This is a genomic window from Flavobacterium sp., from assembly GCF_965277525.1.
Lineage (GTDB): Bacteria > Bacteroidota > Bacteroidia > Flavobacteriales > Flavobacteriaceae > Flavobacterium.
In genome coordinates, this window is record NZ_CBDIDC010000005.1 from 596833 (window position 1) to 613431 (window position 16599).

At 32.5% G+C, this 16599-nt stretch carries 21 protein-coding genes; 15 read left to right on the forward strand and 6 right to left on the reverse strand.

The window, feature by feature from the left end:
• The first annotated feature begins 1 nt into the window (after window position 1).
• The 4 genes from ACQY44_RS10875 to ACQY44_RS10890 all read left to right on the forward strand — a co-directional run bounded on the left by ACQY44_RS10875 (window position 2) and on the right by ACQY44_RS10890 (window position 3882).
• The gene (locus ACQY44_RS10875) at window positions 2-940 is read left to right on the forward strand and encodes a mevalonate kinase family protein (RefSeq protein WP_428230380.1); all 939 of its coding nucleotides are present in this window, start codon (window positions 2-4) and stop codon (window positions 938-940) included.
• A gap of 73 nt (window positions 941-1013) precedes the next feature.
• Window positions 1014-1604: a DUF502 domain-containing protein gene (locus ACQY44_RS10880; protein ID WP_428230381.1), complete on the forward strand. Its 591-nt coding sequence runs from the start codon at window positions 1014-1016 to the stop codon at window positions 1602-1604.
• A 66-nt stretch (window positions 1605-1670) separates the two neighbouring features.
• Complete coding sequence (locus tag ACQY44_RS10885) at window positions 1671-2627, forward strand: geranylgeranylglycerol-phosphate geranylgeranyltransferase (RefSeq protein ID WP_428230382.1); 957 nt, start codon at window positions 1671-1673, stop codon at window positions 2625-2627.
• 346 nt (window positions 2628-2973) lie between these two features.
• Window positions 2974-3882 carry a pseudouridine synthase gene (locus ACQY44_RS10890; protein ID WP_428230383.1) on the forward strand — a complete coding sequence of 303 codons (909 nt, stop codon included), beginning with the start codon at window positions 2974-2976 and terminating at the stop codon, window positions 3880-3882.
• 66 nt (window positions 3883-3948) lie between these two features.
• Here ACQY44_RS10890 and ACQY44_RS10895 read toward each other — a convergent pair whose 3' ends face one another.
• Together ACQY44_RS10895 and ACQY44_RS10900 are read right to left on the reverse strand one after the other, a co-directional pair.
• Complete coding sequence (locus ACQY44_RS10895) at window positions 3949-4551, reverse strand: DUF937 domain-containing protein (protein ID WP_428230384.1); 603 nt, start codon at window positions 4549-4551, stop codon at window positions 3949-3951.
• Window positions 4552-4813: 262 nt separating this feature from the next.
• On the reverse strand, window positions 4814-5314 hold the full coding sequence (locus ACQY44_RS10900; protein ID WP_428230385.1) for a DUF456 domain-containing protein: 501 nt from the start codon (window positions 5312-5314) through the stop codon (window positions 4814-4816).
• A gap of 202 nt (window positions 5315-5516) precedes the next feature.
• Here ACQY44_RS10900 and ACQY44_RS10905 point away from each other — a divergent pair, with 202 nt between their 5' ends.
• Both ACQY44_RS10905 and ACQY44_RS10910 read left to right on the forward strand, forming a co-directional pair.
• A complete protein-coding gene (locus ACQY44_RS10905; RefSeq protein ID WP_428230386.1) occupies window positions 5517-5747 on the forward strand; it encodes a hypothetical protein in 231 nt (76 codons plus the stop codon).
• A gap of 46 nt (window positions 5748-5793) precedes the next feature.
• The gene (locus tag ACQY44_RS10910; RefSeq protein WP_428230387.1) at window positions 5794-6273 is read left to right on the forward strand and encodes a hypothetical protein; all 480 of its coding nucleotides are present in this window, start codon (window positions 5794-5796) and stop codon (window positions 6271-6273) included.
• 422 nt (window positions 6274-6695) lie between these two features.
• Here ACQY44_RS10910 and ACQY44_RS10915 read toward each other — a convergent pair whose 3' ends face one another.
• Together ACQY44_RS10915 and ACQY44_RS10920 are read right to left on the reverse strand one after the other, a co-directional pair.
• Window positions 6696-7802, reverse strand: coding sequence for a glycosyltransferase family 2 protein (locus tag ACQY44_RS10915; protein WP_428230388.1), 1107 nt, complete (start codon window positions 7800-7802; stop codon window positions 6696-6698).
• Between the two features lie 205 nt (window positions 7803-8007).
• Window positions 8008-8952, reverse strand: a complete 945-nt coding sequence (locus tag ACQY44_RS10920; RefSeq protein ID WP_428230389.1) for a hypothetical protein — start codon at window positions 8950-8952, stop codon at window positions 8008-8010.
• 143 nt (window positions 8953-9095) lie between these two features.
• Between ACQY44_RS10920 and ruvC the strand changes: the two genes are divergently transcribed.
• The 9 genes from ruvC (at window position 9096) to ACQY44_RS10965 (ending at window position 14778) form a co-directional block, all read left to right on the forward strand.
• Complete coding sequence (gene ruvC, locus ACQY44_RS10925) at window positions 9096-9650, forward strand: crossover junction endodeoxyribonuclease RuvC (protein ID WP_428230390.1); 555 nt, start codon at window positions 9096-9098, stop codon at window positions 9648-9650.
• A 142-nt stretch (window positions 9651-9792) separates the two neighbouring features.
• Window positions 9793-10170: a four helix bundle protein gene (locus ACQY44_RS10930; protein WP_428230391.1), complete on the forward strand. Its 378-nt coding sequence runs from the start codon at window positions 9793-9795 to the stop codon at window positions 10168-10170.
• Window positions 10171-10278: 108 nt separating this feature from the next.
• Window positions 10279-11412, forward strand: a complete 1134-nt coding sequence (hemW, locus tag ACQY44_RS10935; protein ID WP_428230392.1) for a radical SAM family heme chaperone HemW — start codon at window positions 10279-10281, stop codon at window positions 11410-11412.
• Window positions 11413-11536: 124 nt separating this feature from the next.
• A complete protein-coding gene (locus ACQY44_RS10940) occupies window positions 11537-11914 on the forward strand; it encodes a GxxExxY protein (RefSeq protein ID WP_428230393.1) in 378 nt (125 codons plus the stop codon).
• Between the two features lie 51 nt (window positions 11915-11965).
• Window positions 11966-12736 carry a cyclase family protein gene (locus ACQY44_RS10945; protein ID WP_428230394.1) on the forward strand — a complete coding sequence of 257 codons (771 nt, stop codon included), beginning with the start codon at window positions 11966-11968 and terminating at the stop codon, window positions 12734-12736.
• A gap of 131 nt (window positions 12737-12867) precedes the next feature.
• Complete coding sequence (locus ACQY44_RS10950) at window positions 12868-13266, forward strand: GNAT family N-acetyltransferase (protein WP_428230395.1); 399 nt, start codon at window positions 12868-12870, stop codon at window positions 13264-13266.
• Window positions 13263-13613 carry a DUF4260 domain-containing protein gene (locus ACQY44_RS10955; protein WP_428230396.1) on the forward strand — a complete coding sequence of 117 codons (351 nt, stop codon included), beginning with the start codon at window positions 13263-13265 and terminating at the stop codon, window positions 13611-13613. Before ACQY44_RS10950 ends, ACQY44_RS10955 begins: the two co-directional genes overlap by 4 nt.
• A 9-nt stretch (window positions 13614-13622) precedes the next feature.
• The gene (locus ACQY44_RS10960; protein WP_428230397.1) at window positions 13623-13994 is read left to right on the forward strand and encodes an MmcQ/YjbR family DNA-binding protein; all 372 of its coding nucleotides are present in this window, start codon (window positions 13623-13625) and stop codon (window positions 13992-13994) included.
• 73 nt (window positions 13995-14067) lie between these two features.
• On the forward strand, window positions 14068-14778 hold the full coding sequence (locus tag ACQY44_RS10965; protein ID WP_428230398.1) for a PH domain-containing protein: 711 nt from the start codon (window positions 14068-14070) through the stop codon (window positions 14776-14778).
• Between the two features lie 92 nt (window positions 14779-14870).
• Here the strand turns inward: ACQY44_RS10965 and ACQY44_RS10970 are convergent, their stop codons facing one another.
• Window positions 14871-15620: a hypothetical protein gene (locus tag ACQY44_RS10970; RefSeq protein ID WP_428230399.1), complete on the reverse strand. Its 750-nt coding sequence runs from the start codon at window positions 15618-15620 to the stop codon at window positions 14871-14873.
• Window positions 15621-15622: 2 nt separating this feature from the next.
• Window positions 15623-16585: a DNA (cytosine-5-)-methyltransferase gene (dcm, locus tag ACQY44_RS10975; RefSeq protein ID WP_428230400.1), complete on the reverse strand. Its 963-nt coding sequence runs from the start codon at window positions 16583-16585 to the stop codon at window positions 15623-15625.
• Window positions 16586-16599: the final 14 nt, after the last annotated feature.

Here is a 16599-nt window from a genome sequence, read left to right on the forward strand (position 1 = left end):
CATGAAAGGACCATTATTTTACTCAAAAATATTACTCTTTGGAGAATACGGAATCATCCGCGACTCTAAAGGACTTTCTATTCCTTATAATTTTTACAATGGTGCATTGAAAAAATCCGAAGATCCTTCGGCAGAAGCAATCGCATCAAACGCAAGTTTAAGACGTTACACTACTTATTTAGAAGCTTTACAAAATGAACAACCTGACTTGGTTAACTTCGATTTGTTGACTTTAAAAAATGATGTCGAAACCGGAATGTATTTTGATTCAAGTATTCCGCAAGGGTACGGAGTTGGTAGTAGTGGTGCTCTTGTAGCGGCTATTTACGACAAATATGCTACACATAAAATTACAGTTTTGGAGAATTTAACTCGTGAAAAACTGTTACAACTAAAAAATATATTTGCTCAAATGGAGAGTTTTTTCCACGGAAAAAGTTCTGGTTTAGACCCTTTAAACAGTTACTTAAGCATTCCCATTTTAATTAATTCTAAAGATAATATTGAAGCAACCGGTATTCCTACACAAAGTTTTGACGGAAAAGGTGCTGTATTTTTATTAGATTCAGGGATTGTAGGCGAAACGGCACCAATGGTGAACATTTTTATGGAAAACCTTAAAGACAAAGGTTTCCGTGCAATGCTTAAGAACCAATTTGTAAAATATACGGATGCTTGCGTAGAAAACTTTTTACATGGTGACATGAAATCGTTATTTACAAATACTAAAAAGCTATCAAAAGTCGTTTTAAACAACTTTAAACCCATGATTCCGGAGCAGTTTCACGGAATCTGGCAAAACGGAATTGACACAAATGATTATTATTTAAAACTTTGTGGCTCTGGCGGAGGTGGTTACATTCTTGGATTTACCGAGGATTTAGAACGTGCTAAAGTATCTTTAAAAGATTACAAGTTAGAAGTAGTTTATCAGTTCTAAATTTAAACTTCTTTAAAAAACCAAGCCTATTGAATATGCTTTCTTAGAAATCATCATCCTAAAAGTTATTTAAATGAAGAGTATTTTAAAGATCATCAAAGCAACTTTTTTAGGCGGAATTCTGTTTTTAGCACCCTTGGTTTTATTATTGGTGATTCTTGAAAAAGGATATCATATTATCCAAAAAGTCACACTTCCAATTATAAGCCATTTTCCTAAAGTAAAAATCTTAGGATTTGCAATTGAGGAAATTGTAGCCATAATAATCATCTTTATTATCTGCATAACCGCTGGCCTAGTGGCAAGAACACCTTATGCAAAACGACTGATTCAAAGGCTGGAAAACGGAATTTTAAGCTTTGTTCCCGGTTATTCATTCATGAAGAAAACGAATGAAAACATCATGGGCCTGGAATCTAATGAAGATTTAAAAGTCGTTTTAGTTCCTACCGATGCAGGTCTGCAATTTGCCTTCCTGATAGAGCAAATCAATGAAAACAACTTTGCAGTATTTGTTCCTGCTGCACCAAACCCATGGAGCGGCTCTGTTTGTTTTGTAGAAAAAAAAGACCTTACAGAAATTGGAATTTCTCAAAAAGAAGCCTTAGCTTGCATTCGGAAATTAGGTTTTGGTGCTAAAGCATTGCTGAAAGACAAACTTTAACAGACGCATAAATTTACTTCTTAAACCATTCGCTTTTAATTAAAACCCCAAACTAACTTCAAAAAAATGTTAAGCAGACAACACAAACTTTTAGTAATGAAAATTGTCAGTTTGTTCTCAGTAGTGAGAGGCTACAACATTCCGATTATTGTTTTGGCACAATATTTATCTGCTATTTTCATATTGGCCCCGGAAAAAAGAGCGCTTGACATTTTACTCGATCTCAACTTATTCTTGATTGTTTTTGCTTCTGCGATTACTATTGCTTCCGGATATATTATTAATAATTTTTACGACAGTCAGAAAGATTTAATCAACAGACCCAACAAATCAATGCTGGACAGATTGGTGAGTCAAAAAACAAAACTTTCAGTGTATTTTACGCTGAATTTTATTGCCGCTCTAATGGCCCTGATTGTTTCCTGGCGTGCTTTTTTATTCTTTTCGGCTTATATTTTTCTCATTTGGTTTTACTCGCACAAAATAAAAAAATATCCTATAGTCGGGAATCTAACAGCTGCTTTTTTGGCTGTTTTACCTTTTTTCGCAATTCTGTTGTATTTCTACAATAAGATTTCTTTTGAAGAGATCGAGGATCACATGAGTCATTTTATGGTAATATCAGCGCATGCTGTTTTCTTATTTTTGTTGCTACTGATTCGGGAAATGATTAAAGATCTTGAAAACCTTAAAGGTGATTTGGCTAATAATTACAGAACAATACCAATAATTTATAACGAAAGAGTTTCAAAGCAAATCATTACAGCTTTGACGATATTGACAGTGGTTCCGGTTTATGTCTTAATCAACATTTACGACGTGGGCTATATGGATATTTATTTCTATGTGTGTTTTGCCGTCTTACTTTTTTTCCTGTTTTATTTATGGAAGTCGAATTCTAAAGAACAATATTTATTACTTCATAACGTACTTAAATTTTTGATTGTTTCAGGGGTTTGCTGCATTGTTTTGATTAACCCAAGTGTTTTGTGGCACGGGAAAAACCTGCTTTTAAATCCTTAGAGCGATAGTCCACAGCCAACTTGTATTTTTTATAAAAGAATTATACCACGGAGTTATACAAAGGTTTCGCAAAGCTTAAAAAAACTCAGTGAATCTCCATAAAAACTTTCTCTAAATGTCTAAAAAAAGCCAATTGCCTGAAACTAGCCCCGATTGCAGTGGAAATCCTTTTATTTTTTTCCTTTAAAAAAATAAAAGATTGAAGCGAAAAGCGGGACAATATGCCTGAAAAAAAGCCAATTGTACTGCTCCTGCAACTCCAAAAAATAATAGCTATCAATCTAAGAACAATGAACTTAGGATTATTTAGCAAGAATAAACTATCTTTGCACAAATTACAGAATTTATGAACAATAAGGAAGGCAACAATAAAGGCGGCGGTTCTAGACCAAATAGCTCTAGACCAAACTCTAACAAGCCAAAACCTGCCATGCAAAAGCGTGCTCAAGGGCCGAAAAAAGTGAAACCTGCTGTTAAGGCTGCGGAAGAAGAAGCGGCGCAAAAACTTAAAAAACAGAATCAGGCTCCAAAAAGACAAAAAGCTGCAGACGAAATTCGTTTGAACAAATACATCTCTAATTCTGGTGTTTGTTCGCGTCGTGATGCTGATATATACATTCAGTCCGGAAACGTCAAAGTAAATGGTGTACCCGTTACTGAAATGGGTTATTTAGTAAAATTGAATGATGTTATTAATTTTGACGGTGTTGTTTTAACTCCTGAAAAGAAAGAATACATCTTGTTGAACAAACCTAAAAACTTTACGACAGCGCTTGACGAAGGTCAGGAATTTCGTAACGTTCTGGAACTTGTTCGTGGTTCTACAACGGCTAAAATTGCTCCCATTGGAAGAATGGACAAGAACACAACTGGTTTATTGTTGTTTACCAACGATACGGACATGATTCGTAAATTTACTTTACCAAGTCAGAAATCGTCTAAGATCTATCAGGTTTCATTAGACAAAAACTTGAAATTTGAGGATTTAGAAAAAATAAGCAAAGGTCTTGTTCTTGACGGACACCGTGTGTTTGTTGAAGAAGTAAGCTATATTGAAAAAGAAGCAAAAAGCGAAGTAGGTATTAAATTACGTTCATCAAATGTAAAAGTAGTTCGTGCAATTTTTGAACACTTTGATTATGATGTTTTACGTATTGACCGCGTATCGTTTGCTGGCTTAACCAAAAAGAATTTACCTAGAGGTAACTGGCGTTTTTTGACTGATCAAGAAGTTATCAATTTGAAAAACGTTTAAAAACGCTTTAAAATTGATTTTAAATATAAATCCTGTTTTACTTAGTAAGATGGGATTTTTTTATTACTAAAAACTGAAAAAGTTATGACCGAAAAGTGTAAAAATGGATCTTCCGATGGATTGGTTTTTTTCTTCGACTGATTCGTAACATGAAAATCCGAGGATAATTTTGATTCCGGGTGGAATACTGTTTAAGATATCTCTTTTTTGATCCTCCAGAAGTAATTTTAAACTCTCTAATAACTGGATATTATTTTTTAGATAAGAAGCAACTAGTAAGGCTGAAAAGTTAAGGATCTCTCTTGCCGTTTCACTTTTGATTCCGACTTCGTTGGAGATCATTTCAGAAATTCTACCTTTTTTATTAGTGAAAATTTCTTTCAGTAAAGCGTTTCCTTCTAAACGGTAACAATCATCTACTGATAATATTCGGCCGGATGTAAAATCGACTTCCTGATAAAAGGTCGAATCTTCCTGTATTTGTGAAACTATTCCTTTACAAAAATCAGATTCTTCAGTCCTATTATACAAACCCATTAAAACTGTACCTATCGAAACATCAATTCCCTTGATTAAAAGTGCATCATTTTCAAAATAAAACTTGTTCAACTTTGAAACAACATTAGAAGAAATAAAACGTCTAAGTTCAATTTGTAGGTTTGGAGTCATACTTAAAGTGTTTAAAAATTATTTAAATCCATTAAAAATAACCGATAAAGTGAGGCTTTTTATCGTTTATCAGGATAAAAATATAAAATATTTTAACATTTCCAAAAAATAAGTTACAAATTCACTTAATCGATTAACATCTGTTTAACAAAAAAATCGATTAGAACCAGTAAACATAACCCTTTCGTAATCAAAACAAAGTAGAAACTTTTTTTCTTAAAACTTCAAAAAATAAGAAAAAAGCTTAATGTACGTTACATAATTAAAATAATAATGTTCGATATTCCCATGTCAGCCGTAAAAATATGCCTAGAAAAATAATACAAAACATAAAGTTGATAAAACTTGACGCCAGAAATCCAAGTAATGATCCGGTTGCCGCTTTTAGAGCTCTCTTATGATTTTTAGAATCATAAATTAATTCCCCTACAAAAGCCCCCAAGAAAGGACCAATAATCACACCAAAAGGTATTGGAGCCAGAATTCCAACAATTAGTCCAATATTGGTACCCCAAATTCCGTACGAACTTCCTCCAAATTTCTTGGTTCCTTTTGCCGGAATTACATAATCAAGAACTGTAATAATTATCGTTATCAAAAGTGTTCCCCCCAGAACCCAGTAATTATTCTCGACCGCTTTCGTCATATACAATAATAACAACCCTACCCAACAACTTGACAAACCTGGAAGAACTGGTAAAACGCTCCCCAAAACCCCCACAATCATGCATATAAAACCAAGTAATAACAATAGTAAATCCATATATTTTTTTATAATTTTGTACTTCAACCACCCTCAGTAAATCCAGTCAATGCGCAGATTTTCGCAAATAGTATTATTTACTTTTTTGATTAGTCTGATCAATAATTTTACTTATGCGCAATCAAAAAAGCTGTCAAATAACGATCAATTGATTCAGGATAGTATCTATAAAAGTAATAAGAAAAAAGTTTTAAATTTTTCTATGAAAGATTTCGATACACTTTTCTTTGAATACTTCAATCGTAAAAATGATTCAAATGTTGTTTTAACAAGAAAAGAATTTTACAATTACACCGTTCAGATAGCAACTTTCTCAGATCGACTATCTTCCTTATATCCTGATCAAAAAGAAGTTGCAGCGCAAAATAAGAAACAATGGCTTTCAGAAAACTATGAAGATTATCTTCAATACAAAGCTTCTCAAAAAAAATAATCGTATTTTTATACCCTAATTAGTCAATCAATTCAACATCTAAATCTTGAAGCAGTTTTTCCTTTTTTTAATTCTCTTATCTTTCCATTCTTGTCAATATTTTGAGAAGCAGATTCCGTCTGAAAAAGAGTTGCTTCAAAAAGAATTAAAATCAATCAACTGGAAAGAAGTCGACGAATATCCATCTGTAGCAAATTGTGAAAAAATAGCTGATAAAAAACAACGTCAGCAATGCTTTTTTCAGTTCATGGCGCAACTTATTCAGGAAAAGCTAGATATTGACACACTTTCTATACTGTATCCCGAACTCGACACGATTCAGGTGAAAGTAACAGTTTTCCCAAACTCAACTATGAAATTTGAACCACAATTTCCTAAAGACTCAGTTGCATATGACACCATCAAAATTGATAGTATCCTACATGCACGCCTGGTCGATTTTCCAAAAATAAATCCTGCACTAAAACGTGGACTTCCGGTAAAAACCCAATTTATTTTACCTGTTATTCTTAAAGCTAAAGAATAATTTTTTTTCAATTGGAATTTATGGCCCACAGATTTTACGGGTTTAAACAGATTTGCACAGATTTCTTTTTGCTTTTTTGTCATACTGATGTATAATTTTTATTCTAAAAAAACAATATATATGAAATTTACCGCAAAGTGTGCGAAGGTTTACGCTAAGTTCGCAAAGATTTGTGTTTATTCCACTTTGCTTTGAGATCGCTAAGGAATTGTGAAAAATTAAAAACGTCATTGGTACAAACGAAGGATTGCAAGCGTAACTCGAAAAAGATTGGAGTTAGAATATTAAAAATAAAATGACCCGATAAAAAAATCCGCTCAAATCCGCGTTTTCGCAAAGCGAATCCGTTTCATCCGTGTACCATTTTTATCAATACAACATGACCAAAGATGTGTCCTGCATTGAAATTTATAAATTAGAATTTAATTTTTAAATCTTCTTCCCTTCCACTCATACGTTCCAAACAAACTATACAAAGCCACAGTTGTACTAAAAAAAGGATACAATAGACAACTTAAAACCAAACTCTTTATTCTCGTTTTTGATAAAAACTGATTTGTAATGTAAAGCAATACAAAGTCGATTACAAACTTAAAAAAGGCAAACAAAACAAAAAATGGATAAGGCAAAATACCCAAAACAGAAAAGAAAAACAAAAGCACAAAACTCAGATTTCCGAAGAAAACAATCAATCCTAAAATCTTTCCGAAACGACTTTGATACGAACTAGTTTTTGCCGCCCAACGTACTCTCTGATAAAACAAAGATTTCCAGTTCTCAGTTGGTTTTGTAACAACAATGGCTTCTGTAGCTTTTAAATAATGAACCCCATCAGGGAATAAACCGACTGCTTTTTGCAATAAAAAAACATCATCTCCACTGGCAATCTTATCATTTCCATCAAATCCGTTTAGTTTTTCGAATAAGGATTTTGTGTAGGCAAAATTCGCTCCGTTACACATAAAAGCTTTTTTAAGTCCAAAACTTCCTATCGTTGCACCTTGTAAACTCGTTAAATCTAATTGCTGAAAATGATCCAGAAATGAATTTTCACATTCATAAGTTACAGCGCCCGCCAACATCGAAACATTATTTTGCTGGATATAATTATCGAACGTTAAAAGCCAGTTTTCAGGAACCAAACAATCAGCATCTGTGGTAATTACCCAATTGGTTTTTACGTGTTGCATCGCTGCAGCAATAGCGTCTTTTTTAGGAGAATTGGAAACCCGAATGTTGTCGATCACGGAAACCTGAAACTTGAAACCTGAAACTTGAAACTTTTCAAGAGAATTATCATCAACTAAAATTACTTCGAATAGATCATTTGGATAATTTAAGTTTGAAAAACTCAGTAAAAGGTTTGGCAAATTCTCTTCCTCATTCCTAAACGGAACTATAATGGTAAAACTCGTTTGAGGTTTTAGATTAGTATTGTGATACTTTTTTACTTTGGTAAAACCATAAATAAGTAAGCCAATGCTCAAAAAATAAGTAACTAAAATTACACTAAGAATAATGGCAATCATAACTTTGGTTTTAAATCATTTTTCATGAATAAATGTAGTCCCTACGGGACATTTTGCCGATGTTGTTTCTATTATTTCTACCAACATTTAACTCCTAACGGAGTATATCTCGTAGAGATTATATATTGCTAACAAAATTGCTCCGCCCAGAATATCTTGTCCCACAGAAACTATACAATATTACTTAATCATTAAAAACTAATACTTAAATCTTAGGCGAAGTTTTAAAATTCAGTACATAATAAGCTCCAATAATCACGGGTAAAACTACATTTAGAAACCACATCAAAGTGCTGATAAAAACCACAATCCATTCGTTTACACCCAAAATTCCGAAGAAATAAATAGCAACGCTTCCTTTTACCGCAAAATCTAAAAACTGAAAAGTGGGCAATGACGATGCTAAAAAGTAAACCACAGCAATTGTAGCAATTAGTATAAAATAGGGCAAATCGACATCAAAAGCCAAAAACAAAACATAGTATTGATGCGAGAAAACCAGATAACGCAAAACACCCAAAAGGATATTTTTGCGATGAATTGGTTTTGGAATTTCATTAATTTTATGCACCAATTTTTCAATCGAATATCCCTTTATTTTTATTTTTTTCAAAGAAAACAAAACAATAAAAAGCAATACAAAGCCTCCAAACAAAATAGCAACCGTTTGAGTCGTAATTACCTCGTATTTAGCATTAAAATACAACAAACCAAAAAGACCAAAAATCACCGTTAAGATCATTTGGATTCCGTTACAAATCAAGTTCAGAAAAACCACTTGTTTAGCTTCAGATTTCGGATAAAACAACGCTTTTCCGGCATACTCTCCTACTCCGTTTGGTGTGAAGATTCCGGCTGTAAGTGCCGCTAAAACTTGTTTTGTCGCTTCTCCTAATGAAATCTCATGAATTACTTTGGCCAAATTCTGCCATTTCAAAATCTCAAAATAGCGGTTTAAAACACTTAAAAGCAATATAAACCCAATTCCTAAAACCGATTGATTTTTGCGAAACAACGTAATAAACTTTTGCCAATCGAGTTTGTCGTTGTGCGCTAACTGATTATAAATAAAATAAAATGCACCACCTACAATCAAAAGTTTGGCCAGAAGAACTAGGAATTGTTTAGCTTTGTGAGGAATTGAAATCATGCCGCAAAGTAAAGAAAACTATTGCGAAAAAGCTATTTCACAAAGATTCACAAAGCATTCGCAAAGACACACAAAGAAAATTTAAAAAAACTTTGTGAATCTCTGTGACTACTTGGCGAAACTTTGTGTAACCAAAATAAAAAATGACAAAAGAACGCATCATATTAGGTATTGACCCCGGAACCACCATCATGGGTTTTGGATTGATAAAAGTCATCAATAAAAAAATGGAGTTTTTGCAATTAAACGAATTGCAGCTTTCCAAATACGACAATCATTACCAAAAACTAAAGATCATTTTTGAACGTACCATTGAACTAATCGAAACGCACAATCCTGATGAGATTGCGATTGAAGCGCCTTTCTTTGGCAAAAACGTACAATCGATGTTAAAGTTGGGTCGTGCACAAGGTGTTGCAATGGCAGCGGGACTTTCGAGAGATATCCCAATTACTGAATATGAACCTAAAAAGATAAAAATGGCGATTACCGGAAACGGAAATGCCAGTAAGGAACAAGTGGCCAAAATGCTGCAACAACTTTTAGGCTTAAAAGAATTACCTAAAAACCTGGATTCAACAGACGGTTTAGCGGCAGCAGTTTGTCATTTCTTTAACTCAGGCAAAATAGTTGCCGGAAAAAGCTATACAGGTTGGGACGCATTTGTAAAACAAAACGAAGATAAAGTTAGAAAATAGTGGTCAGTGATCAGATTTTTAGTGATCAGTTAATTATTGACCTACTCAGTTATCCCATTTTTTAGTATTCAGTTATTATGTAAATAAATTATTTTTTTGAGAAATTTTCTTACTAAATTTTCGTTATAAGTAAAAAAACAAAATGAGATTTCAAGATTTAATAGCTTATAAAAAGTCTTTTTGTTTAGCAATGAAGATATTTAATATTACAAAACAGTTTCCAAAAGAAGAAACTTATTCATTAACAGATCAGATAAAACGTTCATCCAGAAGTGTTACAGTTACAATTGCTGAAGCCTACAGAAAACGTGTTTATCCAAAACATTTTTACAGTAAATTAACTGATTCTGATGGTGAAAATTCTGAAACACAAGCTTGGCTCGAATTCGCTCTTGCTTGTAAATATATTTCAAACGAATCCTATAATGAACTTTTATCCGAAAGTATTGAAATAGGTAAATTATTAAACTATATGCTTTTAAATCCAAAAAAGTTTGGAGTTAAGAAAAGTGATCAGTAATCAGTTTTTTAGTGGTCAGTATGATCTGAATAGTAAAAGCTGAACACTATAAAAATCTGATTACTAAAAAACTGAACACTGAATACTATAAAATCTGAATACTAAAAAATGAGCGGTATCTACATTCATATTCCTTTTTGCAAGCAGGCTTGCCACTATTGCGACTTTCATTTTTCGACTTCGATGAAAAAGAAAGATGAGATGGTTTTGGCTTTAGCCAAAGAAATTACCATGCGCAAAAATGAGTTTAAAGATGATGTTGTAGAAACAATATACTTTGGTGGAGGAACGCCTTCTGTTTTGACAAATGACGAAATAAACTTTTTAATTTCAGAAGTTTATAAAAATTATAGTGTTGTCGAAAATCCCGAAATTACACTCGAAGCCAATCCGGATGATTTATCTACAGAACGTATTCTGGAGTTATCAAAAAGCCCAATCAACCGTTTAAGCATTGGAATTCAGTCTTTTTATGAAGAAGATCTGAAAATGATGAATCGTGCTCATAATTCGGCGGAAGCCATAAATTGTTTGACAGAAGCGACAAAATATTTTGATAATATTTCACTCGATTTAATTTACGGAATCCCGGGATTGACTGATGAAATGTGGAGAAAAAATATCGAAACGGCATTGTCATTTGGCATTCCACATATATCGAGTTATGCTTTGACGGTTGAACCTAAAACAGCTTTAAGAAAACTGATTGATACTGGAAAAATCGCCGAACCACAAGACGAAGTCGCTTCAAACCATTTTATTATTTTGGTTGAAATGCTTCAGAAAAATGGTTTTATTCATTACGAATTATCGAATTTCGGGAAAGAAGGTTATTTCTCTAAAAATAATTCGGCGTATTGGTTAGGTAAAAAATATATCGGAATTGGTCCTTCGGCGCATAGTTATGATGGCGAAAAAAGAGGCTGGAATATTGCCAATAATTCGCTTTACCTAAAATCGATTCAGAACGATGAGCTTCCAATTGAAACTGAAACCCTAACCATTTCTGATCGTTATAATGAATATATTATGACAGGATTAAGAACTATTTGGGGTGTTTCATTAGAAAGAATTGAAACTGAATTTGGCGTAGAATATCTTAATTATCTCAAAAAACAAAGTCAGAAATTCCTGGACGACGAATTGCTTTCAATTGAAAATAATATTCTAAAACCAACCGCAAAAGGAAAATTTTTAACGGATGGAATTGCTTCAGATTTATTTTATCTAAATTTGGAATGAGGGCTTAACCGCAAGGTTCGCTAAGGTTTACGCAATGAACGCAATTTTTATTTTGTAAGAATAAATTTATATGAAATATTTTTAAATACTACATTTGAGTTTTAATATTTTATAATTAATACTCATGTCAGAAAATGAATTATCACGAATTGTATTTAATTGTGCTTTAAAAGTTCATCAAACTTTAGGGCCTGGACTTTTAGAAAGTGCTTATGAAGAATGTCTTTTTTATGAATTAAAAAAGTTAGGTTTAGAAATTGAAAAACAAAAACCTTTACCTTTAATTTACGAAGAAGTAAAACTAGATATTGGTTATCGACTAGACATTATAGTTGAAAATAAATTAATTTTGGAAATAAAATCTGTTGATGTTTTAAATGAAGTCCATTTTGCTCAATTATTGACTTATTTAAAATTAACAAATTGTAAATTAGGCTTATTAATAAATTTCAATGTAGCTTTAATAAAAAACGGCATTAGAAGAATTGTAAACAATCTTTAAAAAACTTTGCGCCCTTTGCGTAAACCTTAGCGAACCTTGCGGTTAAATAATATGTTAGCAAAAATCAACAACTTCGAAATCGATTTATCAAAACCCATTGATATTTCGATTCCGTTAACGAATACAGACGAAAACCCGATTGCCTGGTATATCGAAAAACCAACTATTGAACCAGTAGTTTTTGGCGATTGGATTGGTAAAGTTTCTGAAGGAAAATCATCGACGAATTTCAATAATATTTTCTTCAATCCGCATGGGCATGGAACGCACACGGAATGTTTGGGACATATTACCAATGCTTTTTATAGTATCAATCAATCTTTGAAACAGTTTTTCTTTTTTGCGAAACTGATTACGGTTGAGCCTGAAAAAGTTGGGGATGATTGGGTGATTACGAAGGGCCAAGTTGAAAAAGCAATAAGCACTTCGACTTCGCTCAGTGTGACAAAACTGGAAGCAATTATTATTCGAACAATTCCAAATCAAAAAGAAAAAAAATCAAGAAAATACTCCAATACAAATCCGCCTTATTTGTCTGAAGAAGCAGCGATTTTCATCCGCGAAAGCGAAGTTCAGCATTTACTAATCGACTTACCAAGCGTTGACAAAGAACATGACGAAGGCAAATTATTAGCACACAAAGCATTCTGGAATGTACAAAACACTTTACAATTGAATCCTGATGCACGATTGAATGCAACAATTACAGAAATGATTTATGTTTCTAACGAAATCGAAGATGGAAATTATATACTAAATCTTCAAATCGCATCGTTTGAAAATGACGCGAGCCCGTCAAAACCTATTTTATATAAGATTTAAAGTCTGCTACGACCCGAGCGATAGCGAACAGGTGAAGCAATTTCACTAATTTTCATGAATCATTTTTTTCTGCAAGCATATAAAAAATTCGTGTAAATTCGTGCAATTCGTGGCAAAAAAAACTAACATACATGATTACAGTATCTACAGATAAAACAAAACTAGACGTTCCGTTCATTCAAAACTTTTTAAAAGACATATATTGGGCTGCGGGAAGAACCATCGAAGAAGTTCAGACTACAATTGATGCTTCGGTTTGTTTTGGAATTTACCTGAATGACAAACAAATTGGCTTTGCCAGAGTAATTACTGATTATGTCGTTTTTGGATATGTAATGGATGTTTTTATTACCGAAGAACATCGAGGCAAAGGATATTCATCTGTCTTAATTGAAACTATGATAAATGAACCGATTCTTAAAGACATTAAAATATGGAGATTGGCTACAACTGATGCTCATTCTTTATATAAAAAATTTGGTTTTACTGCTCTGGAATATCCGGAAAAAATGATGGAAAAGAAATTATGAAAACAATTATCAAACTCGAAGAAGCGGCTTTATTTATACTCGGAATCTTTTTATTTAATCGCCTAAATTTTGATTGGTGGTGGTTTTTGGTTTTAATTTTAGCGCCGGATTTGTCTATGTTGGGCTATCTTTTTGGAAACAAAAGCGGAGCCTTTTTTTACAACATATTTCATCATAAAGGAATCTCGCTTTTAATTTATGCTTTAGGATGTTATTTAAGTATTGAAATTATTCAATTAGCCGGAATTATTTTATTTTCACATTCCGCAATGGATCGGATTTTTGGTTACGGGTTAAAATATGAAAAGGGTTTTAAATACACTCATTTAGGTGAAATTGGTAAATAAGAAATAATTATGAATCTGGAAACGTATTACGAATATTGTCTTTCGAAAAAAGGCGTTAGCGAGCATTTCCCTTTTGATGAAGATACTTTGGTTTTTAAAGTCGGCGGAAAAATGTTTGCCTTATCCTCCTTATTACAATGGGAGAAAAACGAACCATCGGTCAATTTAAAGTGCGACCCGGAACGTGCTCAGGAACTAAGAGCGGAGTATGATGAGATAAAACCGGGCTTCCATATGAGCAAAGTGCACTGGAATACAATTTCCTTAAACGGAAATTTATCAACTGCTTTTGTAAAAGAATTAATCGATCATTCGTATGAATTGGTTTTCAAAAGTTTGACAAAGAAAATTCAGAATGAAATTATTGAATTAGAAAATTAGGCATTACATTTGCAATGTCAGTCAAAAAACTTAGCAACTCAGTTACTTAGTAACTCAGCAACTTTATACAACTATGAAAGAACAATTTAAAAAATTTCTGAACGAAGAACAAGATCCAAAAGCAATTGAAAAAATCACTTCGAAACTCCATGATTTATTGATGAAAGGTGAAGAAGTTGGATATATTGCCGTTCAAAAAAAACCGGCAATTACTGTTTTTCCTGATAGTATTGTATTAACAAACAAACGAATCATTATTTGTCAACCTAAAAATTTAGGCCTTTCAATGGATTTTACAGATTATACCTGGGACAATGTTGCGGGTGCTTTTGTAAAAGAAAATATTTTAGGTTCAGAATTTTCATTTAATACCAATACTGATTTATCAATTTCGATTGATTACATTCCTAAAATCCAGGCAAGAAAAATATATACCTATGCAAAAGAACAATTAGATTTAATAAAAAACCCAATTGTTGCCGAAACTCCAATCGTAGAAACGGCGCAAGTTATCGAAGAAGAAGAAGATGATCTTGACGAAGTAGAAGAAGTTGAAACGGAAGAAGTAACGAATTATGCGGAAATTTTACCTGCAACAACTCCTTACGAAACTTATGAGCCAATTCAGCCAACCCAACCTTCAACAGGAGAACGCAAATTAAGTGATTTATCTAAAGAAGAACTTTTCGATAAACTACAGAATTATAAAAAACTGCTTGATAACGGTTTAATCATGCAAGGTGAATATGATGCGTTCAAAAAAGAGATCTTAAGTTACATGTAATTTACTCTGAAAGTCTAAAGTCATAAAGTTTTTAAAGCAAAAAAAGCCAGAAATAGAAAAAATTCTATTCTGGCTTTTGTTTATGAAGTTATTTATTCTCTCTGAGAAACAGTTACCCATGAATTATCAAAACCTAAGGCTTCTAAAATCAAGTTTTTATCTAACTTTTCTGGTTGTTTAATTTTGATTATTGTACATTTTTCAGGAACGTCTTCAATAATTGTAAATTGAGAACCATGTGGTTGCCAAGTAAAACAGTGTTCTCCTGTTTTTATATTTTTACCTGTTAAATTATTATTTTTATTCCACTCCCAAGTATATAATTGATGATCATATCTTATTGTGTCAAATTCAAATACAACAACTTCAGACAAATCATCTGACTTTAAAAGCACAACAGTTCTCAAGTGTTTATATTTTTCTCTTATTGAAGATACCCTTTCATTCCAGATTTCTAAAACTAGTTCTCCAATTAATTTAGGATCTGCCTTTTGATCACTTCTTTCTCCAAATGAGTAATTAGGTGAATTCCTACCAGAAATTAATCTAACTTTCTTTTGCCTAGAAGGTGATTTTGCTTTTACTGTCTTAGCTCCCCAAGCTGTATTCCCCATTACAACATCATCTAGTCCAACATTTGATGGTTTCCAATCTGCACCAATACAATTAGCAAATATACATTCCCAGTCAGAACCTTCTAATTCTGGCTTACCTTTAGATGCAAGTAAATAAATTATCTCTCTACCCAACAAAAATGGAAATTGTTTGGGAAATTCATTTAGAGGAAAAGCTGAAATTGATTTATTAACAGTTCTTAATCTAGGGGATCTATTGTTATCCATAATTAAATTTCATAATCTTTTAGAATTAGCGTTGGATCCATAGATTCAGCTACATATGGCAAGAGTTTTAAAATAACTGCCTTTACTAAATTAACTGGTACAGCATTTCCTGCTTGTCTTTTTGCTTGACCATCAGAAACAACAATCTTATATTTATCAGGAAAACCTTGTAAACGAAACATTTCTCTTGGTGTCAATCTTCTTTCTCCATTTACAAGTAAGTAATTATAAGAAGCTCCAGAGCGTAAAGCACAAGAATATGGATAAGAGCAAATATTACCAGATTTATTTTCATGCCATATAGAAAGATTATATGCTGATTTATGTTTGCTTTTTCTTTTTTCTACTATATAATCTGAGGCATAATGTTTTGGATCAACTTTCTTCTCAATAATTTCCGATAGCGGTTTAAATGGTCTAATTGGAGAGGGGAAATTAAATAATATTGGATCTTTATGTCCAACAATAATAATTCTTTCTCTTTTTTGTGGAAGTCCAAAATCAAGAGCATTTAAAACAGCAAATCTAACACTATAACCTAAATCTTTTTCAAGAACATTAATTATAGTTTTTAGTGTATTTCCTCCATCGTGACCTACAAGCTGTTTAACATTTTCTAAAATAAATGATTTTGGTTTTTTATGCTTGAGAATTCTTGCTATATCGAAAAACAATGTACCTCTAACGTCATTAAACCCTTGCATTTTGCCTATTATACTAAAAGATTGACAAGGAAATCCGGCAAATAAGATATCATGATCTGGAATATCATTTTCATGTATTTTAGTAATATCCCCAAATGGTCTATCTCCAAAATTTGCTTCATAGCTATCTTGACAAAAAGAATCAATATCTGATGAAAATACACATTCAGGTATTATTCCATTTTCCAAACATGCTTGATCCATTGCCGTTCTGAAACCACCTATACCACAAAAAAGATCAATAAATTTTATTTTTTCCATCTCAAATTTAATTT